We start from the raw sequence: 25,624 nt of genomic DNA on the forward strand, positions 1-25,624 counted from the left end.
GACTGACATCCAGCGGTCGGGATCGTTACAATCGCCCGGTTCGAATTCCGACCGGAGCCTCCTTTTGCCCGCCTCCGTCCTGCGTCTCCCGACCCTCCCTACCGCCAGCGGCAAGCAGCAGTGGGGCAACCTCAACGGTGCGGCCCTTGGCCTGGCCATCGCCGAAGCGGCGAGCGCTGCCCGACGCTTCACCCTGTTGCTGACCGCTGACAGCCAGAGCGCCGAACGCCTGGAGCAGGAACTGGGCTTCTTCGCCCCGGACCTGCCGGTGCTGCACTTCCCGGACTGGGAAACCCTGCCCTACGACCTGTTCTCCCCGCATCAGGACATCATTTCCCAGCGGGTGGCCAGCCTCTATCGCCTGCCGGAACTGAACCACGGCGTGCTGGTGGTGCCGATCACCACCGCCCTGCACCGCCTGCCGCCTCGGCGCTTCCTGCTGGGTTCGAGCCTGGTGCTGGACGTGGGCCAGAAGCTGGACGTGGAGCAGATGCGCCTGCGCCTGGAAGGGGCCGGCTACCGCTGCGTGGAAACGGTCTACGAGCACGGCGAGTTCGCCGTGCGCGGTGCGCTGATCGACCTGTTCCCAATGGGCAGCGACCTGCCCTACCGCATCGACCTGTTCGATGACGAGATCGAGACCCTGCGCACCTTCGACCCGGAAACCCAGCGCTCGGTGGACAAGGTGGAGTCGATCCGCCTGCTGCCGGCCCGTGAGTTCCCGCTGGACAAGAAGGCGGTCACCGACTTCCGCGGCCGCTTCCGCGAGCGCTTCGACGTCGACTTCCGTCGCTGCCCGATCTATCAGGACCTGGCTACCGGCATCACCCCGGCTGGTATCGAGTACTACCTGCCGCTGTTCTTCGAAGAGACCGAGACGCTCTTCGACTACCTGCCCGGCAACACCCAGGTGTTCTCCCTGCCCGGCATCGAACAGGCCGCCGAGCAATTCTGGAGCGACGTGCGCAGCCGTTATGAAGAGCGTCGCGTCGACCCCGAACGCCCGCTGGTGCCGCCGGCCGAACTGTTCCTGCCGGTGGAGGATTGCTTCGCCCGGCTGAAAGCCTCGCCGCGCGTGGTGGCCGACCGCGGCGACCTGGAGCCCGGCGTGGGCCGCGAACGCTTCCCCACCCGCGCCTTGCCCGACCTCGCCATCGAAGGCAAGGCCAGCGAGCCGCTGGCGGCCCTGCGCCGCTTCCTGGAGGAGTTCCCCGGCCGCGTGCTGTTCAGTGCCGAATCGGCCGGCCGCCGCGAAGTGCTGCTGGAACTGCTTGCCCGGCTCAAGCTGCGCCCGCAGGAAGTGACCGACTGGCCGGAGTTCGTCGCCAGCAGCGACCGCCTGGCCATCACCATCGCGCCGCTGGACGAGGGCCTGCTGCTGGACGAGCCGGCCCTGGCGCTGGTCGCCGAAAGCCCGCTGTTCGGCCAGCGCGTCATGCAGCGCCGTCGCCGCGAACGCCGCAGCGACGGTGGCGACAACGTCATCAAGAACCTCGCCGAACTGCGCGAAGGCGCGCCGGTGGTGCACATCGACCACGGCGTGGGCCGCTACCTCGGCCTGATCACCCTGGAAATCGAAGGCCAGGCCGCCGAATTCCTCGCCCTGCAGTACGCCGAGGAAGCCAAGCTCTACGTGCCGGTCGCCAGCCTGCACCTGATCGCCCGCTACACCGGCACCGATGATGCCCTGGCACCGCTGCACCGCCTGGGCTCGGAAACCTGGCAGAAGGCCAAGCGCAAAGCCGCCGAACAGGTGCGCGACGTCGCCGCCGAGCTGCTGGACATCTACGCCCGCCGCGCTGCGCGAAAAGGCTATGCCTTCAAGGACCCGCTGGCCGACTACGCTACCTTCTCCGCCGGTTTCCCCTTCGAGGAAACCCCGGACCAGCAGGCCGCCATCGAGGCCGTGGTCGCCGACATGCTGGCGCCCAAGCCGATGGACCGCCTGGTCTGCGGCGACGTGGGCTTCGGCAAGACCGAGGTGGCCATGCGCGCGGCCTTCGTCGCCGTACACAGCGGCAAGCAGGTGGCGGTGCTGGTGCCCACCACCCTCCTCGCACAACAGCACTACAACAGCTTCCGTGACCGCTTCGCCGACTGGCCGGTGCGCGTGGAGGTGATGAGCCGATTCAAGACCGCCAAGGAAGTGGAAGGCGCCGCCAACGAACTGGCCGAAGGCAAGGTGGACATCGTCATCGGCACCCACCGCCTGCTGCAAGGCGACATCCGCTTCAAGCAGCTGGGCCTGGTGATCATCGACGAGGAACACCGCTTCGGGGTGCGCCAGAAGGAGCAGCTCAAGGCCCTGCGCAGCGAGGTGGACATCCTCACCCTCACCGCCACGCCGATCCCGCGCACCCTGAACATGGCCGTGGCCGGCATGCGCGACCTGTCGATCATCGCCACCCCGCCGGCACGCCGCCTGTCGGTGCGCACCTTCGTCATGGAGCAGCAGAACACGGTGATCAAGGAGGCCCTGCTGCGCGAGCTGCTGCGGGGCGGCCAGGTCTACTACCTGCACAACGAGGTGAAGACCATCGAGAAGTGCGCCGCCGACCTCGCCGAACTGGTGCCCGAAGCCCGTATCGGCATCGGCCACGGGCAGATGCACGAGCGCGAACTCGAACAGGTGATGAGCGACTTCTACCACAAGCGCTTCAACGTGCTGGTGGCCTCCACCATCATCGAAACCGGCATCGACGTGCCCAGCGCCAACACCATCATCATCGAGCGCGCCGACAAGTTCGGCCTGGCCCAGTTGCACCAACTGCGCGGACGTGTCGGCCGCAGCCACCACCAGGCCTACGCCTACCTGCTGACGCCGCCGCGCAAACAGATGACCGAGGACGCCCAGAAGCGCCTGGAAGCCATCGCCAACGCCCAGGACCTGGGGGCTGGCTTCGTACTGGCCACCCATGACCTGGAGATCCGCGGCGCCGGCGAACTGCTGGGCGAAGGCCAGAGCGGGCAGATCCAGGCCGTGGGCTTCACCCTCTACATGGAAATGCTCGAACGCGCGGTCAAATCCATCCAGAAGGGCGAGCAGCCCAACCTGGAGCAACCCCTGGGTGGCGGGCCGGAAATCAACCTGCGGGTACCGGCGCTGATTCCCGAGGACTACCTGCCCGACGTGCATGCGCGCCTGATCCTCTACAAGCGCATCGCCTCGGCCGCCGACGAGGACGGCCTGAAGGAACTGCAGGTGGAGATGATCGACCGCTTCGGCCTGCTCCCTGAGCCGACCAAGAACCTGGTGCGCCTGACCCTGCTGAAACTGCAGGCAGAAAAGCTCGGCATCAAGAAAGTCGACGCCGGCCCGCAGGGCGGTCGGATAGAATTCGCCGCCGACACCTGCGTCGACCCGCTGGTGCTGATCAAGCTGATCCAGGGCCAGCCCAAGCGCTACAAGTTCGAAGGCGCCACGCTGTTCCGCTTCCTGGTCCCGATGGAGCGACCGGAAGAACGCTTCAACACACTGGAGGCGCTGTTCGAGCGCCTCGTTCCGCAATCCGCTTAAAGGACTGATCCATGCGTGCGTTCCGTTTCATCACCCTGCTGCTCGCCCTGGTGGCTCCCAGCGCCTTCGCCGACGGGCTCTATCAGGTGGAGATGATCCTCTTCCGCCAGGCCGGCGAACCGGTCCCGGCCGGCCAGAACGCCCCGGATGATTGGGCCAACGGCAGCCAGACCCTGTCCAGCGTCGGTGAGCGCGCCACCAACCTGAACAGCGAAGCCGCCCGCCTCACCCCCGGTGCCGGCTACCAGGTGCTGCTGCACAAGGCCTGGTCGCAGAGCATTGGCGCCACCCCGAGCAAGGTGGCCGTCACTACCGGCGAAGGCCTGCTCGGCCACTTCCCGGTGGAAGGCACCGTGGAACTGAGCCAGGGCCGCTTCACCGATGTGTCCGTCGACTTCTGGGTCAACCGCTTCGATGCCAGCGGCCTGCTGAGCAGCGGCGAGCGCATCAAGCAGGGCACCCGCCTGAAGAGCGGCGAGCTGACCTACCTCGACCACTCCAGCCTGGGCATCCTGATCCGCATCAACCCGCTCTGACACATGCCCACCCTGCTCGAGCACCTGCGCCAGGAAGACTGGCGCCAGGACTTCGACCAGGGCGCGCTCGACCGCGGCGCCCGCTACGCCCAGCAGCGGAAAGCGCGCCTGCGGGCCATGGACGAGACGCAGCTGCTGGCCAGCTGCGCAGGCTCCGCCGAGACGCCCTACCTGCAGACGATCCGCCTCGCGCCCCATGGGCTCGGGGTGATCGGTCGCTGCACCTGCCCGGTCGGCCTTAACTGCAAGCACTGCGTCGCCGCCATCCTCCAGCTGCTGTCCGACGGCCCGCCGGCCGCACGGCCGGAGCCCGTTACCCCGGCACCGGCGCGCGCACCCCGGCTGCTGAAAGACATCCCGCCACGTCCGCACCTGGCCCTGGGCAGCCTGGCCCAGAGCCTCTACGACCTGCGCAGCGGCCGGATGGTGGGCAACCAGCAACACCGTGCCGGGCTGGCCTTCGACTATGCGGGGGTGCCGGTCCACGGCAAGAACACCCGCGTGAACCCGGTCAGGCGTCGGCAGGATGGTGAACTGGTGGCCATGCAGCGCAACCCTCAGGCCGAGGAAACGCTGCGTGAACGCCTGCGACAGTTGGGCTTCAAGGAGTCCCTGCGGCAGAGCCAGGCCTTGCCGGGGGACTTGCTGGAACTGTTCGAACTTCCAGACGACGAGGCCTGGCAGCGCTTCATCCAACTGCAGCTGCCGCAGTTGCGCGAAGAGGGCTGGCTGATCGAGATCCGCCCCGGCTTTCACTTCGATCTAACCCCGGTGGATGGCTGGTATGCCGAGGTGGACGAGCAACCGGGCCAGCAGTGGTTCGACCTGGAACTGGGCATCCTCGTGGAAGGGCAGCGCATCAGCCTGCTGCCAGTGTTGCTCAAGCTGATCCGGGGCAACCCCAAGCTGCTCAGCGCCAAGGTCCTGCAGCGACGCAAGGACGACGACCAGCTGCGCCTCCAGCTCGACACGCTGAGCAGCGAGACCGGGCGGCCCCTGCAGGTCGCCCTCCCCTACGGCCGCCTCAAGCCCTTGCTCGGCACGCTGGGCGAGCTGTTCCTGCGGGATCGCGGCGAGGGCCGCAGCCTGCGGCTCGGACTGCCGGATGCCGCGCGACTCGACCAACTGGAGTCCCTCGGCCTGGCCTGGCGAGGCGGCGAGCGCCTGCGCACCTTCGCCGAACGCCTGCGGGACAGCCGTCACGGCAGCCACCCGGCACCGAGAGGACTGAAGGCCGAATTACGCGCCTACCAGCTCCAGGGCCTGGCCTGGCTGCAGACCCTACGTGAGCTGGACGCCGGCGGCGTGCTGGGCGACGACATGGGCCTGGGCAAGACCCTGCAGACCCTGGCGCATATCCTCACCGAGAAGGAGGCCGGCCGGCTGGACCGCCCCGCCCTGGTGGTGATGCCCACCAGCCTGGTGCCGAACTGGCAGGACGAGGCCGCGCGCTTCGCACCGGACCTGAAGGTCCTGGCGCTGCATGGCCCCAACCGGCACAAGGACTTCGAGCACCTGGCCGACCACGACCTGCTGCTCACCACCTATGCCCTGCTGCCCCGCGACCTGCCGCAATGGAAGGAGCAGCCGCTGCACCTGCTGGTGCTGGACGAGGCGCAGAACATCAAGACCGCCACCAGCAAGGCCGCCCAGGCCGTGCGCCAGCTGCAGGCCCGCCAGCGCCTGTGCCTGTCGGGCACGCCGCTGGAAAACCACCTGGGCGAACTGTGGTCGCTGTTCCACTTCCTGATGCCCGGCTGGCTGGGCGATGCCAAGCAGTTCGCCCGTGACTACCGCACCCCCATCGAGAAGCACGCCGACAGCGAACGCCTGGCCCACCTGAACGGCCGCATACGCCCCTTCATGCTGCGGCGCACCAAGGAGTCGGTGGCGACCGAACTGCCGGCCAAGACCGAGATGATCCACTGGGTGGAACTGAGCGAGGCCCAGCGCGACCTCTACGAGACCGTGCGCCTGGCGATGGACCAGAAGGTGCGTTCGGAAATCGAGCACAAGGGCATGGCCCGCAGCCAGATGGTGATCCTCGAAGCCCTGCTCAAGCTGCGCCAGACCTGCTGCGACCTGCGCCTGGTGGAACCGGAGCGTGAGGTACGCGGAAGCACCTCGGGCAAGCTGGACAGCCTGATGGAGATGCTCGAGGAACTGTTCATGGAAGGCCGGCGGGTGCTGCTGTTCTCGCAGTTCACCAGCATGCTGGAGCTGATCGAGGGCGAATTGCAGACGCGGCAGATCGACTACCTGCTGCTGACCGGCGAGACCCGCGACCGGCGCACGCCGGTGGAGCGCTTCCAGGCCGGCGAGGTGCCGCTGTTCCTCATCAGCCTCAAAGCCGGCGGCACCGGGCTGAACCTGACCCAGGCCGACACGGTGATCCACTTCGACCCCTGGTGGAATCCGGCAGCCGAACGCCAGGCCACCGACCGCGCCTACCGCATCGGCCAGAACAAGCCGGTGTTCGTCTATAAGCTGATCGCCCGGGGCACGGTGGAAGAGAAGATTCAGCAGCTGCAGCAGCGCAAGGCCGACCTGGCGCAAAGCGTGCTGAGCGCGCCGGCCGGAAGCGACTGGCACCTGCGCGAGGAAGACATCGACGCGCTGTTCGCGCCCCTCCCCCACGCCTGACCCGGGCTACCGCCCGGGCCAGGCATCGGTCACGCCTTCAACAGGAGGGACAGGGTTTCGCGCACCTTGCCGATACCCGCCGCAAGCGCGGCCTCGATCTCGGCCATGGTGATGATGCTGGTGGACTTGCCGGCTGCCGGATTGACCACCAGGGAGAGGGCGGCGTAGGGCAGGTTCAGCTCGCGAGCGAGGGCGGCCTCAGGCATGCCGGTCATGCCGACGATGTCGCAGCCATCGCGCTCCATGCGGGCGATCTCGGCGACCGTCTCCAGGCGTGGGCCCTGTGTGCAGCCATAGACGCCGTAATCGCTGTGGGCGTGGCCGGCGCGACGCAGGGCATCGAGCAGCTTCTGCCGCAGCGGTTCGTCGTAGGGGTGGCTGAAGTCGATGTGGGTGACGTGGTCCAGCTCACCCTCGAAGAAGGTGCCGATGCGCCCCTGGGTGTAGTCGATCACCTGATGCGGCACCACCAGTTGCCCCGTACCCATCCCGGCGGCAATGCCGCCAACAGCGTTGACGGCGATGATCGCCTCGGCCCCGGAATGCTTCAGCGCCCAGAGGTTGGCGCGGTAGTTGACCTGGTGCGGGGGAATGCGGTGCGGGTGGCCGTGACGAGCGAGGAAGAGCACCTCACGACCGGCGTACTCACCCTGCACGATCCCTGCGGACGGCGCGCCGTAGGGTGTCTCGGGGTTGAGCAGGGCCTTCATGCTGAGGCCGTCCAGTTGGGTCAGGCCGGTACCACCGATAATCGCGTAAACGGTCATGTCGCTTCCTTCAGTCGATCAGCTGGGCTTCGCGCAGGGCACCCACAGCGGCCTGCCAGCGCGGGTCTTGACGGTATTCGGTGCCCGGGAAGGCACGACGGCGCATGCGGGCCAGTTGCGGGGATGGGGTCACACCCAGGCGTTGCAGACGCGACAGGGCCAGCTCGGCGGCAGCGCGGTCGTTGCACACCAAGCCCATGTCGCAACCGGCGTTCAGCGCGGCCTCGATGCGCTCGGCGGCATCACCCACCACATGGGCACCGGCCATGGAGAGGTCATCACTGAAGATCACCCCGGTGAACTTCAGCTCGCCGCGCAGGATGTCCTGCAGCCAGCGACGCGAAAAACCGGCGGGCTGGGCATCGACTTGGGGGTAGATGACGTGGGCGGGCATCATGCCGTCCAGATCGGACGCCAGGCGGGTGAAGGGCACGAGGTCGGCCGCGCGGATCTGCTCCAGGCTGCGCTCATCCGTGGGGATGGCGACGTGGGAGTCGGCTTCCGCCCAGCCATGACCGGGGAAGTGCTTGCCAGTGGCCGTCATGCCTGCAGCACGCAGGCCATTGATGAAAGCACCGGCCAGGTCAGTGGCGCGCCGAGGATCGCCCTCGAAGGCACGGCTGCCCACCACGGCGCTGCGCTGGTGATCCAGGTCCAGCACCGGGGCGAAGCTGAGGTCCAGGCCGGCGGCCAGCACTTCGGTCGCCATCAGCCAACCGCATTGCTCGGCCAGGGCCTCGGCGTTGGGCGTATCGGCCAGGGCACGCATCGCCGGCAGGCGCACGAAGCCGCGACGCAGGCGCTGCACCCGTCCGCCTTCCTGGTCGACGGCGAGGATGAGGTCGGGGCGTACGGCACGGATCGCGGCACACAGGTCACGCACCTGGCGTGGGTCCTCGATATTGCGGGCGAACAGGATCAGGCCGGCCACTTCGGGCTGGCGCAGGATGTGGCGGTCTTCGGCAGTCAGCCAGGTGCCGCCGATGTCCAGCATCAGGGAGCCTTGCATGGGGTTCCTTGTCAGGGGTTGGGCGCCGCCCACTCGGGCCTAGGCGCTTCATCGATGCGCACCGCACAGTGGACGGGTACGCGGGGAAAGAGTTCCAGCAGGTCGGCGTTGCGCATGCGGACGCAACCGTGGGAGCGCGGGACGCCCATGGGCTCGGTATCCGGCGTGCCGTGGATATAGATGTAGCGGCGCATGCTGTCGACCTTGCCCAGGCGATTGAAGCCGGGCTCCCGGCCACTCAGCCAGAGGATGCGAGAGAGGATCCAGTCACGCCCGGGGAACTGCTCGTGCAACACCTCAGACCAGACCTCGCCAGTCCAGCGACGTCCGCGCAAAACGGCATTCAGCGGAAGATCGGCACCAATCCTGGCCCGCACTTCGTGGAGACCACGGGGCGTGCAGTTGGAGCCACTGAGTTCACCGGGACCATTGAGGGCCGTCGAAACGGGGTAACGGATCAGCAGGCGTCCAGCAGCGAAGCCGTAGAGGCGCTGATCAGCAATGGAGATATGGAGTAGATCGAGGTCGGACATGGGCGGCTAGCTTAGCTGATCCCGCCGCCCTCGCCCACCGGCGTCAGGCCTTGCCGGATGCAGGAGCGGGCTTTGCTCTGGGCTTTAGTACGGCCTTGGACAGGGCCTCGTCGACCAGGCCCGTTTCGGCGCGCATGCCCGCCGCGAGGAACGGGACCATCAGGCGCATGACCTGCTCGATGGAGGTGTTCACACCGAAGTCGTTCTCGGCCATGGCCCGCAGCGCCTTGATGCCGGACATGCTGAACGCCGCAGCCCCCAGCATGAAATGGACACGCCAGAAGATCTCAAGGGGTGGCAACCGAGGCGCCGACTCGTTGACCAACAACATGTAGCGACGGAACACCTTGCCGTACACCTCTTCGAGGTACTTGCGCAGGTGGCCCTGGCTCTGGCTGAAGGCGAGCCCGAGCAAGCGCATGAATATGGAAAGGTCATTGCCACTGCGAGGCTTAACCGCCAGCGCCTGATCAACAAGCATGACCAGCAGCTCCTCCAGCGAGGGCGGTACTTCCGACTTGCCCTGGCGTTTGTCGAGCTCACGCTCGAGGCTCTGGCAGAACGGCCCGAGGAAGCGCGAGAAGACCGCCTGGATCAGGGCCTTCTTCGAGCCGAAATGATAATTCACCGCCGCCAGGTTGACCCCGGCCTTGCTGGTGATCAGGCGCAAGGAGGTTTCGGCGAAGCCTTTCTCCGCGAACAGCTGTTCCGCTGCATCCAAGATGCGTTCGACGGTTTCCGACTGAGCCATGGTTCCCTCACCTGACAAACACTTGTTTGAAACATACGTTTCAACCCCTACCTTTGTCAAGTCGCACCCACCATCTTCTGACGCATGGGTCACGCCGAAAGACATCTTACGCAGCCGGGGTGAAACCCCACCTGATACGCCGCCGAATGGCAGAGCGGGACTTCAGAAAATACTTGTAGGCCCAGCCGAAGGACTGTATAAAACACCAGTCACTGTATAAAAAGACAGAGCCCGACATGCTGAAACTGACGCCCCGCCAAGCCGAAATCCTCGCGTTCATCAAACGCTGCCTGGAAGACAATGGTTATCCGCCGACCCGGGCGGAAATTGCCCAGGAACTCGGCTTCAAGTCGCCCAACGCCGCTGAGGAACACCTCAAGGCCCTGGCACGCAAGGGCGCCATCGAGATGACCCCGGGCGCCTCCCGCGGCATCCGCATCCCCGGATTCGAGCCGGCAGCCGAGGAAGGTGGACTTCCCGTGATTGGCCGAGTCGCAGCAGGTGCGCCCATCCTCGCCCAGCAGAACATCGAGGAATCCTGCCGCATCAACCCCGACTTCTTCCACCCTAAGGCCGACTATTTGCTGCGCGTTCGCGGTATGAGCATGAAGGACATCGGAATATTCGATGGCGATCTCCTGGCCGTCCACTCCACTCGCGAGGCCCGCAACGGCCAAGTGGTAGTAGCGCGGCTTGGCGACGAGGTGACGGTCAAGCGCTTCAAGCGCGAAGGCGACAAGGTCTGGCTGATCGCCGAAAACCCCGAATTCAAACCGATCGAAGTCGACCTGCATGAGCAGGAACTGGTGATCGAAGGCTTGAGCGTCGGCGTCATTCGCCGCTAACAGGAGGCGTCATGCAGGTCTCGCAACCGATCGGCCGCACCCAACTCCCCCTCTTCCACGACGCCATCGTCGCAACACCACTCCATGACCTGCTGGAGCCAGAGGCTCCCATAGAAACGGAAAGCGAGGCTTTCAGCGAACTCTCACTGCGAGGCAGCCCACTTCATTGCCGCCACCTGCTGGCGCCGATACTGAGGGAGCTAAGCGAAGAACAGGACGCCCGCTGGCTCACTCTCATAGGTGCGCCCGCCACCCTTAACCAAGCCTGGCTACGGGATGCGGGACTCAACCGTGAGCGTATCCTCCTGCTCGAACCGCGAGGCGGCAAGGACGCTCTGGAATTGGCATGCGAAGCTCTCAGACTGGGACGCAGCCACACCGTCATCAGCTGGCTTTCGCTCAACCCACGGGGCAAGGGCGCGCTCATCAAGGCCGCGCGGGAAGGCAACGCACAGAGCCTGAACATCCACCTCGGATAGCCAGGGCGCTGCTTAATCAAATGGCAATGATCGGCGAGGAGGATAACCGTTGATCAGTGCAAAACGCGGGGCTGGTCATCATGATCCATCTCGCCTTCGGCGAGCCGACCGGCCATCTGCACCCCTACGTTGAGCATGGCCTTGGCCACTTCCAGGTGGTGCCCTTGGAGGAATGCCTTGGCATCAGCGGAGAAGTCCAGCGTCACCAGCGCTTCCTCGTCCTCTGCACGGCGCAGAATAATGCGCCCGTCGGGCAATTCGACTATTTCCAGGAAGGACGTTGTCATCGCTTCATCTCTCCACTAAAGACCGCGCATTGTAACAGCCGGTCGGCTTGGCGCCCTACCCCTTCTGTCACTCAGCATTCTGAGAGACTTTCCCGATAGCGAAGCACCAGCGCCTTGAGCTGCTGACGCCATGACTCCAACTCCTCACGGGAGAGGATTGCCTCTTCCTCATCGAGCGTAACCGCCTCGATCAAGGGAAGCGTCGGGTCCACCTTTGCCTTGGTGGGCGCCTGAGGGGGAAGGAAGAGCGCTTGATAGGCGCAATTCAGAGAACCCAACCAGCTCTCGGGCTGCTGGAACAGCTCTACCAGCTCAGCCAGCTCCGGGCTGGGAGAGGCAGACAGCACCTCTGAACTCAGGATTGCCGCCACATCCGGAGCCCCCGGGTTCGGCATCCGGTAGTAGTGGGTGATCTCGTGGCATAGCCCCAGCAAGGCACCGTGAAGGTGGAAAAGCGCAGCCTCCCGCTCCGCCTGAACCTGGGCTTGCGCATTCATCGCACGTCCCTCCTCCGCCTTGCGCCAACTCTCAAGGCAAAGCCCGGCGAAGAAAAGCTTCTGATTGGTGCGGGTATAGGGCTCATGGGCCATGGCATGGACTCCGGATATGCAATCGGCACAGGGCCGAAACGAAGAAGGCCGGACATTGGGGTCCGGCCTTGCCAGTATGCGCGCATGAGAGCCATGCGCGCAGCGGGACTCAACGCTTGTCTTCGACCTTCCACTTGCCGCCGTCGAAGAACGCACGCCAGCCGGTCGGTTTGCCGTCCACCTCCGACTGCACGTACTGCTCCTTGGTCTTGCGGCTGAAGCGGATGACAGCCGGGCGGCCGTCCGGGTCTTTTACCGGCGCACTGAGCAGGAAGTGGTACTTCGGATCGAGTTCGTCCTTGTGCGGAATCAATTCCAGTACCAGCGGCGCGCGGGTCTCGCGATTCTTCGGGAACTGGCTGGCGGCCAGGAAGAGACCCGAGGCACCGTCACGCAGCACATAGGTGTCGTCCACCTTCTCGCACTTGAGCTCCGGCATCTTGATCGGGTCGATCTTCGGCGGCGCCGCCTCACCGTTCTTGAGCAACTTGCGGGTGTTCTTGCAGCTGGAGTTGGTGCAACCGAAGAACTTGCCGAAACGGCCGGTCTTCAACTGCATCTCGCTGCCGCACTTGTCACACTCAAGGCTCGGGCCTTCGTAGCCCTTGATGCGGTACTGGCCCTGCTCGATCTCGTAGCCCGAGCAATCCGGGTTGTTGCCACAGATGTGCAGCTTGCGGCTTTCATCCAGTAGGTAAGCATCCATCGCCGTGGAACAGATCGGGCAGCGGTGCTTGCCACGCAGCACGCGGGATTCGGACTCACCCTCATCGTCCGCAGCGATCTCGTCGCCCGGCACGAGGTTGACCGTAGCCTTGCAGCGCTCCTTTGGCGGCAGCGCATAGCCCGAGCATCCCAGGAAGACGCCGGTGGAAGCCGTACGGATCATCATCGGGCGACCGCACTCACGGCACGGAATGTCGGTCAGGGTCGGCTGGTTGGCACGCATGCCACTGTCGCTGCCTTCGGCCAGTTCCAGCTTCTTGCGGAAATCACCGTAGAACTCGTCCAGCAGGTTCTTCCAGTCGCGCTCGCCTTGGGCGACGTCGTCCAGGTTCTCCTCCATGCCTGCGGTGAAACCGTAATCCATCAGGTTGGCGAAGCTCTCGTTGAGGCGCTCAGTGACGATGTCGCCCATCTTCTCGGAGTAGAAGCGACGGTTATGCACCGTCACGTAGCCACGCTCCTGGATGGTGGAGATGATCGCCGCGTAGGTGGAAGGACGGCCAATGCCTCGCTTTTCCAGCTCCTTGACCAGGCTGGCCTCGGAGAAGCGCGCCGGCGGCTTGGTGAAGTGCTGGCTGGGGTCGAGCTTGATCAGCTTGAGCGCCTCGCCTTCCTTCATGTCGGGCAGTACGTCGTCCTCGCCCGGCTTGCTCTGCTGCGGCAGCACGCGGGTATAGCCGTCGAACTTGAGGATGCGGCCCTTGGCACGCAGCTCGAAGTTGCCCGCCGCCACGCTGACGCTGGTGGACAGGTACTCAGCGGGCGGCATCTGGCATGCCACGAACTGGCGCCAGATCAGGTCGTACAGGCGCTCGGCATCACGCTCCATGCCGGACAGCTGAGTCGGCTTGAGGTTGACGTCGGACGGGCGAATGGCCTCGTGAGCCTCCTGGGCGCCTTCCTTGCTCGAATAGAAGTTCGGTTTGGCCGGGAGGTACTTGTCACCGAACTCACCCTCTATGAAGCCACGCACCATGGTAATGGCGTCGGCCGAGAGGTTGGTCGAGTCGGTACGCATATAGGTGATGTAGCCCGCCTCGTAGAGACGCTGGGCCATCATCATGGTCTTCTTCACCCCGAAGCCCAGGCGGTTGCTCGCAGCCTGCTGCAGGGTGGATGTGATGAACGGCGCAGAGGGACGGCTGGAAGTCGGCTTGTCCTCACGCTTCTGCACGCTGTAGCTGGAGGCTTTGAGCTTCTCCAGCGCGGCCATGGCCTGGGCCTCGTTCAGCGGCTTGAAGGCCGCGCCGTTTTCCTTGGCCACCTCGAAGCGCACATTGGCACCCTTGGCAGTGCCCAGGTCGGCATGGACCTCCCAGTATTCCTCGGGGACGAAGGCGCGGATCTCGCGCTCGCGCTCCACCACCAGCTTCACCGCCACCGACTGCACGCGACCGGCAGACAGGCCACGGGCGATCTTCTGCCACAGCAGCGGCGAGACCATGTAGCCCACCACGCGGTCGAGGAAGCGACGCGCCTGCTGGGCGTTGACGCGGTTGATGTCCAGCTCGCCGGGCTGGGAGAAGGCCTCCTGGATTGCCTTCTTGGTGATCTCGTTGAACACCACGCGCTTGTAGCGGCTGTCGTCACCACCGATGGATTCCCGCAGGTGCCAGGCGATGGCCTCCCCTTCGCGGTCCAAGTCGGTTGCGAGGTAGATGGTGTCGGCATCCTTGGCCAGGCGGCGCAGTTCGTCGATCACCTTTTCCTTGCCGGGCAGGATCTCGTACTTGGCCTTCCAGCCGTGCTCGGGGTCAACCCCCATGCGCGCGAACAGCTGGCGCTTGGCCTTCTCCTTCGGCGAGAGGGCCGGCGCTTCGGCTGCTGCCGCCTTGCCGCGCTTGACCGGCTCCTTGGTGGCACTTGCCGAACCGCTGGTGGGCAGGTCACGGATGTGGCCGATGCTCGACTTCACCACGTACTGGTTGCCCAGGTACTTGTTGATGGTCTTGGCCTTGGCCGGGGATTCCACGATGACCAGCGATTTGCCCATGGATCGGAAAGTTCCTGAATTCGAGAGATAGATAAACAAAGGCGGGAGCCGCCCCAGGCGGCACCGCTATATATAGTGGCGAAGGAGACAAGGTCAAGTTCGCCGGGGCCGGCGAGTCGACTCAGCGGCGTGGATAGGGATCCGACTCGGCAGTCACAAGAGAGAAGCGCGCGATCTGTTCGCCTTCCACCGTCACCGTGCCGGTGAACATCTCCAGCGGACGCACCCAGAGCCCATGCTCGCCGTAGAGCGCCTGGTACACCACCAGCTCCTCTTCGCTCTCCGAGTGCCGAGCGGTTCCGATCACGCGGTACTGCTGCCCCTTGTAGTGGCGATAGAGTCCCGGTTGTACGCTCATGTTCCCCTCAGTGCTCGGTCGACGGCTTGCCAAGGTGCGCATGGTGCCCACTCCGAGGGGATATGGCCAGCCTTGGCGAGAAATTGGCGGAAACGAAAACCGGGGCACGAGGCCCCGGTCTTGTCCAGCTTCAGGCTCAGACGCGCTCGAAGATGGTGGTGATGCCCTGGCCGAGACCCACGCACATGGTGGCCACGCCCAGTTTGCCGTCGTTCTGCTTCATCACGTTCAGCAGGGTGCCGGAGATACGCGCACCGGAGCAGCCGAACGGGTGACCCAGAGCGATGGCGCCGCCGTGCAGGTTGACCTTCTCTTCCATCTTATCGAGCACCTTCAGGTCCTTCAGCACGGGCAGGGCCTGGGCAGCGAAGGCTTCGTTGAGCTCGATGAAATCGATGTCAGCCATGGTCAGGCCGGCACGCTTGAGCGCTTTCTGGGTGGACGGCACCGGGCCGTAGCCCATGATCGCCGGATCGACGCCCGCGACCGCCATGGCACGAACCACGGCCATGGGCTCGATGCCCAGGTCCTTGGCGCGCTGGGCGCTCATCACGATCATGCAGGACGCACCGTCGGTGATCTGCGACGACGTACCGGCAGTCACGGTACCGCCCTTCGGGTTGAACGCCGGCTTCAGGGACGCCAGGCCTTCGAGGGTGGTTTCCGGACGGATGGTTTCGTCGAAGTCGAACACCTTCAGGAAGCCATTCTCGTCATAGCCTTCCATCGGGATGATCTCGTCCTTGAACTTGCCTTCCACAGTGGCCTTGTGGGCCAGCTGGTGGGAGCGCACGCCGAACTGGTCCTGGGCCTCGCGGGTGATGCCGTGCATCTTGCCCAGCATCTCGGCGGTCAGGCCCATCATCCCGGACGCCTTGGCGGCGTACAGGGACAGGTGCGGGTTCGGGTCGACGCCATGCATCATGCCGACGTGGCCCATGTGCTCCACGCCGCCGATGACGAACACATCACCATTGCCGGACTGGATGGCCTGCACGGCGGTGTGCAGGGCGCTCATGGAGGAACCACACAGGCGACTGACGGTCTGGCCAGCGCTGGTGTGGGGAATCTGGGTCATCAGCGACGCCATGCGCGCGATGTTCCAGCCCTGTTCCAGGGTCTGGTTCACGCAGCCCCAGATCACATCTTCCACTTCAGCCGGGTCAACCTTGGGGTTGCGCTCCAGCAGCTTGCTGATCAGGTGGGCCGACATGGTCTCGGCACGGGTGTTGCGATGCATGCCGCCCTTGGAACGACCCATCGGGGTGCGGCCGAAGTCGACAATGACCGCGTCTCTCGGATTCAGGCTCATATTTCTTCTCTCGCTCTGTTCGCTGCGCGATTAACCGAAAAACTTCTGGCCCTTGGCGGCCATCTCACGAAGCTTGGCGGTCGGGTGGTACAGGGCGCCCAGATCGACGTACTTGTCGGCCAGGGCGACGAACTCGGCTACACCGATGGAATCGATGTAACGCAGCGCACCACCACGGAAGGGGGGGAAGCCGATACCGTAGATCAGGCCCATGTCGGCCTCGGCTGCGGTTTCGACAATGCCGTCTTCCAGGCAGCGAACGGTTTCCAGGCACAGCGGGATCATCATGAAGTTGATGATGTCCTCATCGGTCAGCTCGCGCTGTTCCTTGATGATCGGCTTGAGGATCTCGTAGGCCTCGGGGTCCTGGACCTTCTTCGGCTTGCCGCGCTTGTCCATTTCGTAGGCGTAGAAGCCCTTGCCGTTCTTCTGGCCCAGGCGGTTGGCTTCGTACATCACGTCGACGGCGGTCTTGCCCTCGACCGCCATGCGGTCCGGGAAGCCTTCGGCCATCACGTCACGGCCGTGGTGGCCAGTGTCGATACCGACCACGTCGGACAGGTAGGCCGGGCCCATGGGCCAGCCGAACTTTTCCATGATCTTGTCGATGCGGACGAAGTCCACGCCGAACTCGAGCAGCTTGGCGAAGCCACCGAAGTACGGGAACAGCACGCGGTTCACCAGGAAGCCGGGGCAGTCGTTCACCACGATGGGGTTCTTACCCATCTTCTTGGCGTAGGCAACGGTGGTGGCCACAGCCACTTCGCTGGACTTCTCGCCGCGGATGACCTCGACCAGCGGCATCATGTGCACCGGGTTGAAGAAGTGCATACCGACGAAGTTCTCGGGGCGCTTCAGGGCCTGGGCCAGGTAGCTGATGGAGATGGTGGAGGTGTTGGACGCGATGATCGCGTTGTCCTTCACATGGCCTTCCACCTCGGCCAGCACGGCGTGCTTGACCTTCGGGTTCTCGACCACGGCCTCTACCACGATGTCGACGTGGGCGAAGTCGCCGTAGGACATGGTCGGACGGATGGCGTTCAGCGCCTCGGCCATCTTGGCCGGGGTCATGCGGCCTTTCTCGACGCGCTTGCCGAGCAGCTTGGACGCCTCGTTCAGGCCCATCTGGATACCCTCTTCGCGGATATCCTTCATCAGGATCGGAGTGCCCTTGGAAGCGGACTGGTAGGCGATGCCGCCCCCCATGATGCCGGCGCCGAGTACGGCGGCCAGCTTAACGTCCTGGGCGATCTCGTCGTGCTTCTTGGCCTTCTTCTTCAGCTCCTGGTCGTTCAGGAACAGACCGATCAGGCTCTCGGCAACGGAAGTCTTGGCCAGCTTGACGAAGCCGGCAGCCTCGACTTCCAGCGCCTTGTCACGGCCGAAGTTGGCAGCTTTCTGGATGGTCTTGATCGCTTCGACCGGCGCCGGGTAGTTCGGGCCAGCCTGGCCAGCCACGAAGCCCTTGGCAGTCTCGAAGGCCATCATCTGCTCGATGGCGTTCAGCTTGATCTTTTCCAGCTTGGGCTGCCGCTTGGCCTTGTAGTCCAGCTCGCCGGCAATGGCGCGCTTGACCAGGTCCAGGGCACCTTCCTTCAGCTTGGCCGGGGCGACCACGGCGTCAACGGCACCCACTTTCAGGGCGTCGGCGGCCTTGTTCTCCTTGCCGGAGGCGATCCACTCGATGGCGTTGTCCACACCGATCAGGCGCGGCAGGCGCACGGTACCGCCGAAGCCCGGGTAGATGCCCAGCTTTACTTCAGGCAGGCCGATCTTGGCGGTTTCGCTCATCACGCGGTAGTCGGCAGAGAGGCACATCTCCAGGCCCCCACCCAGGGCGATGCCGTTGATGGCAACGACGGTGGGCACGGCCAGGTCTTCGAAATCACTGAAGATCTTGTTGGCTTCGAGGTTGCCGGCCACCAGCTCTTCGTCGGGCAGCTTGAAGTTATCGACGAACTCGGTGATGTCAGCGCCGACGATGAACACGTCCTTGCCGCTGGTGACGATGACGCCCTTGACCGAAGCGTCTGCCTTGATGGCGTCGACGGCCTGGCGCAGTTCGTTCAGGGTAAGACGGTTGAACTTGTTGACGGACTCACCCTTGAGATCGAACTGCAGTTCGACGATGCCGCCCTCAAGAGCCTTAACCGTGATGGCTTTACCTTCGTAAATCATCAACTGATCTCCACGGTATGGAAGCTGAACAGTACACATCGGAGCCAACCGGCGAACCGGCCCTGGGCTGAGCCCAGGGTCAAGTCCGATTCGGTCCGGCACACCCACCGACGCGATATCGGGTAGTGGTCATTGGAGCGTGCCCACCAGGCAAACGCTCAATTCATACGCCCGTTTGATTTGGGTGCGCACACATTCACGGAAAAGTCCTCCGTTGTCAATTGCGCTTCGTGACCGCCCGGCCACGCCAAAACCGCTCTGCAACCGGCGCTTGAAGCGATGCGGCAGGCTGCCGGAAACACTATGCACGGAGCTTATGTCATTGCATCAGAAAGTCGATGGAAGGCCGCGTGGGCAGCTGGCAGAGCACGCTAGCCAAAGGCCAGCGATGAAGAGTAGAGTCCCGTGGCACGACCGGGACAGGTCGAATAAAAACAACAAACACGCCCCCAGGGCACACGGAGTAGCACCATGACGAGCCGCACGCTTGCCGTACTGCTAGGCACCCTCCTTTCCTTCTTCTGCCTGGTTCCCACCAGCCAGGCGGCCGACCCCGGCAACACCCTCCTCAAACTCCACCAGATGCGCCTTGCCGCACTGAAGAGCCTGGGCGACTTCTACATGTACAACGGCATGGAAGGCGACCAGCGCTACGCACGGATGATCGACGAGTCCATGCAGGAAGCCGATGCGCGCCTGAAGGAGCTCAAGGACATCCAGGGCGATGCCTCGAAGGCCCTGCACGTCCAGTTGCAGCAGCAATGGAAGGATTACGCCAATGAACTCGGCGGCCTGGTGACCGCCCTGCGCACACAAGGCTTCACCGACCTGCAGCCAGTCGCCGACATGACGGCACGCAACCAGAAACTGATCGAATTGGCCGGCGAGCTTTATGACCGCATCCAGCAGGAAAGCAACTTCGCCGTACCGCCACTGACCCAGCAAAGCCGCCAGCAGAGCCTGCTGATGCAGACCATCGCCGTCGACTACGCCTCGCGCAGTGCGTCCGTAGGGGCATCCTTCTTCGGCGGTGGAGAGGGTAAGGCCATCGACGAACTGGCCAAGGACTTCGCCGGCCAGCTCACGGCACTGGCACAGCAACCCCGGAATACCCCGCAGATCAGCCAGGCGCTGACCAGCATCGGTACCAAATGGCGCTACATAGAGCGTTCGTTGCAGAACTACAACGAGAACAGCGTGCCTTTCCTGATCAACAAGTACTCGGACAGCATCATCGAAGGCCTAGAGGGCGTATCCGCCCAGTACGCCACGGCCCAGCTCTGAGCCGCCCGCCCCGCTGTGCGTCAGTCGATGGCGCGCAGCACCTCGGCAATGCGCTGGAGATCCTCCGGCGTACCTCGCTCGCCCCAGTACAGCGCCACCATCTGCGGCGTGGTCTCGATCTTGTAGACATCGGCAGGCAACCCGGCAAAGCACCCAAGCAACGCCGGGTCCTCCAACGGCTCACGCCACTGATTGACCCACTGCCCCGGCGCAACCTGCCAATAAATCCATGTACCCTCGGCACCACGGCGGCGAGCGCGGTGGAATTGCGCACAGGAGGGCGGCGGCTCGACCGACAGCCAGTGCGGCCACTCCTGCCGTGCCAATTGCATCGCCAATCCCATTCGACGGGCCTGCATGCGCAGGTCCATGCGCCCGCGCTGCCCCTTGGAAGGCAGCAGCCAGACCAGCGGACTGAGCACAGCGAGCAGAAGAAACACCACCAACCACAGGGTCATAACTGCATTCCCATGATGAAAATCATGCCGGCGCGCCCCCATGGCGGCCATACTTCATGCCAGGTGCAACCTGTAAGGAGGAGTCACCCCATGCCCTACCAGCACATCCTGGTCGCCATCGACCTCACCGACGAATGCCACCCCGTCGTGCGCCGCGCGCAGGCCCTGGCTCAAGCCTCCCAGGCCCGGCTGTCCCTGGTGCACATCGTCGAGCCCATGGCCATGGCCTTTGGCGGCGACGTCCCCATGGACCTCTCCATGCTGCAGCAGCAGCAGTTCGAACAGGCTCGCGAGCGCCTCGATGGCTTTGCCGGCCTCTATCCCGAAATCAGCGCCGAGCAACGCCACCTGGCCTATGGCCAGCCCCGCCAGGAGATCCACCGCCTGGCCGAAGAACAAGATTGCGACCTGATCGTGGTCGGCAGCCATGGCCGCCACGGCCTGGCACTGCTGCTGGGTTCCACTGCCAACGACGTTCTCCACGGTGCGCCTTGCGACGTGCTCGCGGTGCGTCTCAACAAGTCAGGGAAATAGCGCCGTTGCCGACGAAGGCTTACATGAAGCCTTCGTCGGCACTCATCACCAGAGGACGGATCTTCTGTAGCTGCGTTTCCAGCGAGTACGTCATGCTGGACGCCATGGAAAAGAAGGTCAGGAAAGCCTTGAGGTTCGAATCCCCTTCGCACACGTCATGGATGCGCTGCCAGAACGCCTGGTTCACCAACTGCAATTGCTGGAACAGCCTCACCAGCCCCTTCAGCTCCCAATCGGCATGCCGCCCTTCGCGCAGATTGAAGTACTGCCGCGCCAGGTAGAGCGACACCGCGCGCAGGATGAACTCCTGATTGCTGGCGAACGGCAGGTGCTGCTGGGCCATCGGCTTGAGACGCCCCAGGACCGGGCAGGCACTGGTGGCCATGATCACCCCCAGCAGCGCCCGCAAGCCCTCCTCCAGACCGACGTGCTTGGTGTACTCGCGCTCCGGCGTGCGCACCATGAACACAGCCTTCTTGAAGGCTGGCAGTCCATGAAAGTCCTCGATCACCCGGTGCAGGTCGACGGCCGCCGGGCAATGGCTGAAACGATCGCGTGAGAGCGGGCAATTGCTGCACTGGTTGAAATCCAGGCGCGTCCACTTCGGCGCCGTCGCCGCGCGCTCGTGGTCGTATTCCCGGTCCAGCTCAATGCGATAGCTGAACTCGTGCTCGTCGTCCAGCGTGATGCGGTACTCGACAGCCATGGGCTCTCCGACTCAAACAGACATCAATCTTCCAGTTCGGCCCAGCGCTCCAGCAGGCGATCCAGTTCCTGCTGTTGCTGCTCGAAACGCTCCAGTACCGCGCGGGTCTGCTCCGCGGGGCGCTGGTAGAACGCCGGGTCGGAAATCTCCTGCTGGACGGCCTCCATCTCGGCCTCCAGGGCCTCGATCTGCCCAGGAAGGGCTTCGAGCTCACGTTGCAATTTGTAGCTGAGTTTCTTCTTCGGCGCCTCGCCGGCCGGCTTCTCGGTCGCCTGCGCAGACGCCTCGGCGACGGCCGGCGGTTCGGCCTTGGCACTGCGTCCCTCGCCCACGCCCAGCAGGCGTGGTGAGCCCCCCTGGCGCAGCCAGTCCTGATAGCCACCGACGTACTCGCGCACCCGGCCCTCACCCTCGAACACCAGGGTGCTGGTGACCACGTTGTCGAGGAAGGCACGGTCGTGGCTGACCATCAGCACGGTCCCCGGGAACTCCAGCAGCACCTCTTCCAGCAGCTCCAGGGTTTCCACATCCAGGTCGTTGGTCGGTTCATCCAGCACCAGCAGGTTGGCCGGCTTGCTGAACAGCTTGGCCAGCAACAAGCGCGCACGCTCGCCGCCGGACAATGCCTTGACCGGCGTACGTGCGCGCTGCGGACTGAAGAGGAAATCGCCGAGGTAGCTGAGGACATGGCGGCTCTGTCCGCCCACGGTAATGAACTCGCGTCCTTCGGCGAGGTTGTCGATCACCGTTTTCTCCGGCTCCAGCGCATGGCGCAGTTGATCGAAGTAGGCCACTTCCAGCTTGGTGCCGACCTCGATGCTGCCCTGGGTCGGCTGCAGGTCACCCAGCAGCAGCTTGAGCAGCGTGGTCTTGCCGGTGCCGTTGGCGCCCAGCAGGCCGATGCGGTCGCCACGCTGCAGCACCATGGAGAAGTCACGGATCAGCAACTCGCCGCCCGGGTGGGCGAAGCCCACGTTCTCCACCACGATCACCTGCTTGCCGGACTTGTCTGCCGTCTCCAACTGGAAAGTTGCACGCCCCTGGCGCTCACGGCGTTCGGCACGCTCCATGCGCATCGCCTTCAGCGCACGCACACGGCCCTCGTTACGGGTCCGCCGGGCCTTGATGCCCTGGCGGATCCACACCTCTTCCTGGGCCAGACGCTTGTCGAACAGCGCATTGGCGGTCTCTTCCGCCGCCAGCTGCTGCTCTTTGTGCACCAGGAAGCTGGCGTAGTCGCCGTTCCAGTCGATCAGGTTGCCGCGATCCAGTTCGAGGATGCGAGTCGCCAGGTTCTGCAGGAAGGAACGGTCGTGGGTGATGAACAGCACCGCGCCGCCGAAGCCCGACAGGGCCTCTTCCAGCCAGGCGATGGCACCGATGTCCAGGTGGTTGGTGGGCTCGTCCAGCAGCAGCAGGTCGGGCTCGGATACCAGCGCCTGGGCCAGCAGCACGCGGCGGCGCCAGCCACCGGAGAGCTCCGCCAGGGTCTTGTCCGCCGGCAACTGCAGGCGGCTCAGGGTGCTGTCCACCAACTGCTGCAGGCGCCAGCCGTCCTTCGCCTCCAGTTCCTGCTGGACATGGGTCAGGCGTTCCAGGTCGTGCTCGTCGCGGATGTTCTGGCTCAGGTGGTGGTACTGGGCCAGCAGCTCGCCGACGCCAGCCAGCCCCTCGGCCACCACGTCGAATACCGTGCGCTCGTCGGCACGGGGCAGTTCCTGGGGCAGTTCGCCGATCTTCAGTGCCGGGGCCCGCCAGATCTCGCCGTCATCCGCGTGCTGCTCGCCCTTCACCAGACGCAGCATGCTGGACTTGCCGGTGCCGTTGCGGCCGATCACGCAGACCCGCTCGCCCCGGGCGATCTGCCACGACACCTTGTCCAGCAACGGCATGGCGCCATAGGCAAGGGAAACATCGCTGAACTTGAGCAGGGTCATGGGGGCCTCCGAAAGATGGGCGCGCATTCTACCCCGATTGGCCGATGCCACGGCCGCCATTTTTTCATCATGTTTCCCCCCTCCGACGAGACTCCACCTGCACCCGGCAAACGGCTAAGCTACGCACCTCCGGTGGCCCCGTGGCCGTCGCCCACTACGTTTTCTCTACCCGGAAGTGTCATGCGCGGTCGTCTGCTCAGCCTGTTCTCCTGCCTGCTTCTCACCACCCTCACGCTCGACGCGGCCCATGCGGTGCCCCTCGCCAAGCAGCGGCAGATGTACGACGAGGCCAAACGCGCCCTGGCCAAGGGCGACAGCGGTCCGTACAAGCGCTATGCCAGCGCGCTGGCCGACTACCCGCTGGAGCCGCACCTGGCCTACGACGAACTGACCGCCCGCCTGAAATGGGCCAGCAACGAAGAGATCGAGAAGTTCCTCGCCGAGCACGGCGACCTGCCCCAGTCCAACTGGATGCGGCTGCGCTGGCTGCGCTGGCTCGCCGAGCGCGGCGACTGGAAGACCTTCGTCAACCACTACGACCCCAAGATGAACTTCACCGAGCTGGACTGCCTCTACGGCCAGTACCAACTCAAGCACGGCCTCAAGGCCGACGGCCACAAAACAGCCGAGAAGCTCTGGCTGGTGGGCAAGTCCCAGCCCGAGGCCTGCGACGCGCTGTTCGAACTCTGGCGCGCCGACGGCCAGATGACCGAGCAGATGCGCTGGCGCCGCGCCAAGCTGGCGGCCGAAGCCCGCAACTACGGCCTGGCCAGCTTCCTGGTCAAGAGCCTCCCGAGCCTGTCCACCCAAGGCAAGCTGCTGGTGGACGTCGCCCAGAACCCGCAACTGCTGAGCCAGACCGCACGCTTCAGCCCGGCCGATCGCACCATGGCCGATGTGGTCGGGCTCGGCCTGCGTCGCCTGGCCCGCCAGGACCCGGACAAGGCCACCACCCTGCTGGATGCCTACGCCACGCGCATGCCCTTCTCCAGCGAGGAGAAGGTCGCCATCGCCCGGGAGATCGGCCTGACGCTGGCCAAGCGCTTCGACGCCCGCGCCCTGAAGTTGATGACTCAATACGACCCCAAGCTGCGCGACGACACCGTCAGCGAATGGCGCGCGCGCCTGCTGCTGCGTCTGGGCCGTTGGCAGGACGCCTACCAACTGACCCGACAGATGCCGCCATCGCTGGCCAGCACCAACCGCTGGCGCTACTGGCAAGCCCGCAGCCTTCAACTGGCTCAGCCGCAGAGCGCCGAAGCCCCCCGCCTGATGCAGCCCCTGGCCCGCGAGCGTGACTTCTACGGCTTCCTCGCCGCCGACCGCATCCAAGCGCCGTACCAGCTCAACAACAAGCCCATGGCCATCGACCCCAAGGTGATGCAGAAGGTGCGCAACACCGCCGGCATCCGCCGGGCCATGGAGTTCCACGATCGCGGCGAGATCGTCGACGGCCGCCGCGAGTGGTACTACGTCAGCCGCCTGTTCAGCCGCGAGGAACTGGTCGCCCAGGCCCGGCTCGCCTACGACATGGAGTGGTACTTCCCAGCCATTCGCACCATCAGCCAGGCCCAGTACTGGGACGATCTGGACATCCGTTTCCCCATGGCCCACCGCAGCGCCCTGACCCAGCAGGCCAAGGTGCGAGGGCTGCATTCCAGCTGGGTGTTCGCCATCACCCGTCAGGAAAGCGCCTTCATGGCCGACGCCCGCTCCGGCGTGGGCGCCATGGGCCTGATGCAACTGATGCCTGCTACAGCCAAGGAGACCGCACGCAAGTTCGGCATCCCCCTGGCCTCGCCCCAGCAGGCCCTCAACCCGGACATCAACATCCAGCTCGGCGCCGCCTACCTGAGCCAGGTCCACGGCCAGTTCAACGGCAACCGCGTGCTCGCCTCCGCTGCCTACAACGCTGGCCCCGGTCGCGTGCGCCAGTGGCTCAAGGGCGCCGACCATCTGGCTTTCGACGTCTGGGTGGAGAGCATCCCATTCGACGAAACCCGCCAGTACGTACAGAACGTCCTGTCCTACTCGGTCATCTACGGCAAGAAGCTCAACGCCCCGCAGCCCCTGGTGGAATGGCACGAGCGCTTCTTCGACGACCAGTGATCCCCACCTGAAACAAGACGGGCGCCCATCGTCGCCCGTCTTGTTTCATGGTCCTGCTGCAGCGGAGTCGGG

At 64.8% G+C, this 25,624-nt stretch carries 21 protein-coding genes; 8 read left to right on the plus strand and 13 right to left on the minus strand.

Going from position 1 to position 25,624, the window contains the following annotated elements:
• Positions 1-64: 64 nt before the first annotated feature.
• From mfd to A9G05_RS14840, 3 genes are read left to right on the plus strand one after another with little or no spacing between them, the layout of a single operon-like run.
• Positions 65-3,517 carry a transcription-repair coupling factor gene (gene mfd / locus A9G05_RS14830; protein WP_069561709.1) on the plus strand — a complete coding sequence of 1,151 codons (3,453 nt, stop codon included), beginning with the start codon at positions 65-67 and terminating at the stop codon, positions 3,515-3,517.
• Positions 3,518-3,528: 11 nt separating this feature from the next.
• Positions 3,529-4,053 (plus strand): CsiV family protein, encoded by a 525-nt coding sequence (locus A9G05_RS14835; protein ID WP_069561710.1) that lies wholly within the window; start codon positions 3,529-3,531, stop codon positions 4,051-4,053.
• Between the two features lie 3 nt (positions 4,054-4,056).
• Positions 4,057-6,696 (plus strand): DEAD/DEAH box helicase, encoded by a 2,640-nt coding sequence (locus A9G05_RS14840; RefSeq protein ID WP_069561711.1) that lies wholly within the window; start codon positions 4,057-4,059, stop codon positions 6,694-6,696.
• A gap of 29 nt (positions 6,697-6,725) precedes the next feature.
• Here the strand turns inward: A9G05_RS14840 and A9G05_RS14845 are convergent, their stop codons facing one another.
• Genes A9G05_RS14845 through A9G05_RS14860 form a run of 4 tightly spaced genes read right to left on the minus strand, consistent with a single transcriptional unit; the run spans position 6,726 to position 9,756 of the window.
• Positions 6,726-7,463 (minus strand): S-methyl-5'-thioinosine phosphorylase, encoded by a 738-nt coding sequence (locus A9G05_RS14845; RefSeq protein ID WP_069561712.1) that lies wholly within the window; start codon positions 7,461-7,463, stop codon positions 6,726-6,728.
• Between the two features lie 10 nt (positions 7,464-7,473).
• Positions 7,474-8,472 carry a beta-N-acetylhexosaminidase gene (gene nagZ / locus A9G05_RS14850; RefSeq protein WP_069561713.1) on the minus strand — a complete coding sequence of 333 codons (999 nt, stop codon included), beginning with the start codon at positions 8,470-8,472 and terminating at the stop codon, positions 7,474-7,476.
• Between the two features lie 11 nt (positions 8,473-8,483).
• Positions 8,484-9,005 carry a L,D-transpeptidase gene (locus A9G05_RS14855; RefSeq protein ID WP_069561714.1) on the minus strand — a complete coding sequence of 174 codons (522 nt, stop codon included), beginning with the start codon at positions 9,003-9,005 and terminating at the stop codon, positions 8,484-8,486.
• A gap of 43 nt (positions 9,006-9,048) precedes the next feature.
• A complete protein-coding gene (locus A9G05_RS14860; RefSeq protein WP_069561715.1) occupies positions 9,049-9,756 on the minus strand; it encodes a TetR/AcrR family transcriptional regulator in 708 nt (235 codons plus the stop codon).
• A gap of 236 nt (positions 9,757-9,992) precedes the next feature.
• On the opposite strand from A9G05_RS14860, the gene lexA reads away from it, so the two are divergent.
• Together lexA and sulA are read left to right on the plus strand one after the other, a co-directional pair.
• Positions 9,993-10,601: a transcriptional repressor LexA gene (lexA, locus tag A9G05_RS14865; RefSeq protein ID WP_069561716.1), complete on the plus strand. Its 609-nt coding sequence runs from the start codon at positions 9,993-9,995 to the stop codon at positions 10,599-10,601.
• Positions 10,602-10,612: 11 nt separating this feature from the next.
• The gene (gene sulA / locus A9G05_RS14870) at positions 10,613-11,080 is read left to right on the plus strand and encodes an SOS-induced cell division inhibitor SulA (RefSeq protein ID WP_069561717.1); all 468 of its coding nucleotides are present in this window, start codon (positions 10,613-10,615) and stop codon (positions 11,078-11,080) included.
• 53 nt (positions 11,081-11,133) lie between these two features.
• Here sulA and A9G05_RS14875 read toward each other — a convergent pair whose 3' ends face one another.
• The 6 genes from A9G05_RS14875 to fadB all read right to left on the minus strand — a co-directional run bounded on the left by A9G05_RS14875 (position 11,134) and on the right by fadB (position 18,524).
• Positions 11,134-11,367, minus strand: a complete 234-nt coding sequence (locus A9G05_RS14875; protein ID WP_044405053.1) for a hypothetical protein — start codon at positions 11,365-11,367, stop codon at positions 11,134-11,136.
• 71 nt (positions 11,368-11,438) lie between these two features.
• Entirely contained in the window at positions 11,439-11,957 is a 519-nt protein-coding gene (locus tag A9G05_RS14880; RefSeq protein ID WP_069561718.1) for a DUF6586 family protein, read from the minus strand.
• A 109-nt stretch (positions 11,958-12,066) separates the two neighbouring features.
• Positions 12,067-14,676: a type I DNA topoisomerase gene (topA, locus tag A9G05_RS14885; RefSeq protein ID WP_069561719.1), complete on the minus strand. Its 2,610-nt coding sequence runs from the start codon at positions 14,674-14,676 to the stop codon at positions 12,067-12,069.
• 121 nt (positions 14,677-14,797) lie between these two features.
• Positions 14,798-15,034: a DUF1653 domain-containing protein gene (locus A9G05_RS14890; RefSeq protein WP_044405062.1), complete on the minus strand. Its 237-nt coding sequence runs from the start codon at positions 15,032-15,034 to the stop codon at positions 14,798-14,800.
• 136 nt (positions 15,035-15,170) lie between these two features.
• Positions 15,171-16,346, minus strand: coding sequence for an acetyl-CoA C-acyltransferase FadA (fadA, locus tag A9G05_RS14895; RefSeq protein ID WP_069561720.1), 1,176 nt, complete (start codon positions 16,344-16,346; stop codon positions 15,171-15,173).
• A 30-nt stretch (positions 16,347-16,376) separates the two neighbouring features.
• Positions 16,377-18,524, minus strand: a complete 2,148-nt coding sequence (fadB, locus tag A9G05_RS14900) for a fatty acid oxidation complex subunit alpha FadB (RefSeq protein ID WP_069561721.1) — start codon at positions 18,522-18,524, stop codon at positions 16,377-16,379.
• Positions 18,525-18,995: 471 nt separating this feature from the next.
• On the opposite strand from fadB, the gene A9G05_RS14905 reads away from it, so the two are divergent.
• Positions 18,996-19,808, plus strand: coding sequence for a hypothetical protein (locus A9G05_RS14905; RefSeq protein WP_069561722.1), 813 nt, complete (start codon positions 18,996-18,998; stop codon positions 19,806-19,808).
• Between the two features lie 20 nt (positions 19,809-19,828).
• Here the strand turns inward: A9G05_RS14905 and A9G05_RS14910 are convergent, their stop codons facing one another.
• Positions 19,829-20,266: a hypothetical protein gene (locus A9G05_RS14910; protein WP_069561723.1), complete on the minus strand. Its 438-nt coding sequence runs from the start codon at positions 20,264-20,266 to the stop codon at positions 19,829-19,831.
• A gap of 90 nt (positions 20,267-20,356) precedes the next feature.
• Between A9G05_RS14910 and A9G05_RS14915 the strand changes: the two genes are divergently transcribed.
• Positions 20,357-20,800: a universal stress protein gene (locus tag A9G05_RS14915; protein ID WP_069561724.1), complete on the plus strand. Its 444-nt coding sequence runs from the start codon at positions 20,357-20,359 to the stop codon at positions 20,798-20,800.
• A gap of 19 nt (positions 20,801-20,819) precedes the next feature.
• Here A9G05_RS14915 and A9G05_RS14920 read toward each other — a convergent pair whose 3' ends face one another.
• Both A9G05_RS14920 and A9G05_RS14925 read right to left on the minus strand, forming a co-directional pair.
• Positions 20,820-21,506, minus strand: coding sequence for a hypothetical protein (locus tag A9G05_RS14920; protein ID WP_069561725.1), 687 nt, complete (start codon positions 21,504-21,506; stop codon positions 20,820-20,822).
• 23 nt (positions 21,507-21,529) lie between these two features.
• Complete coding sequence (locus tag A9G05_RS14925; RefSeq protein ID WP_069561726.1) at positions 21,530-23,443, minus strand: ATP-binding cassette domain-containing protein; 1,914 nt, start codon at positions 23,441-23,443, stop codon at positions 21,530-21,532.
• A gap of 180 nt (positions 23,444-23,623) precedes the next feature.
• Between A9G05_RS14925 and A9G05_RS14930 the strand changes: the two genes are divergently transcribed.
• Positions 23,624-25,552 (plus strand): transglycosylase SLT domain-containing protein, encoded by a 1,929-nt coding sequence (locus A9G05_RS14930; protein WP_069561727.1) that lies wholly within the window; start codon positions 23,624-23,626, stop codon positions 25,550-25,552.
• The last annotated feature ends 72 nt before the right edge of the window (positions 25,553-25,624 follow it).

The organism is Pseudomonas sp. ENNP23, from assembly GCF_001728945.1.
Lineage (GTDB): Bacteria > Pseudomonadota > Gammaproteobacteria > Pseudomonadales > Pseudomonadaceae > Metapseudomonas > Metapseudomonas otitidis.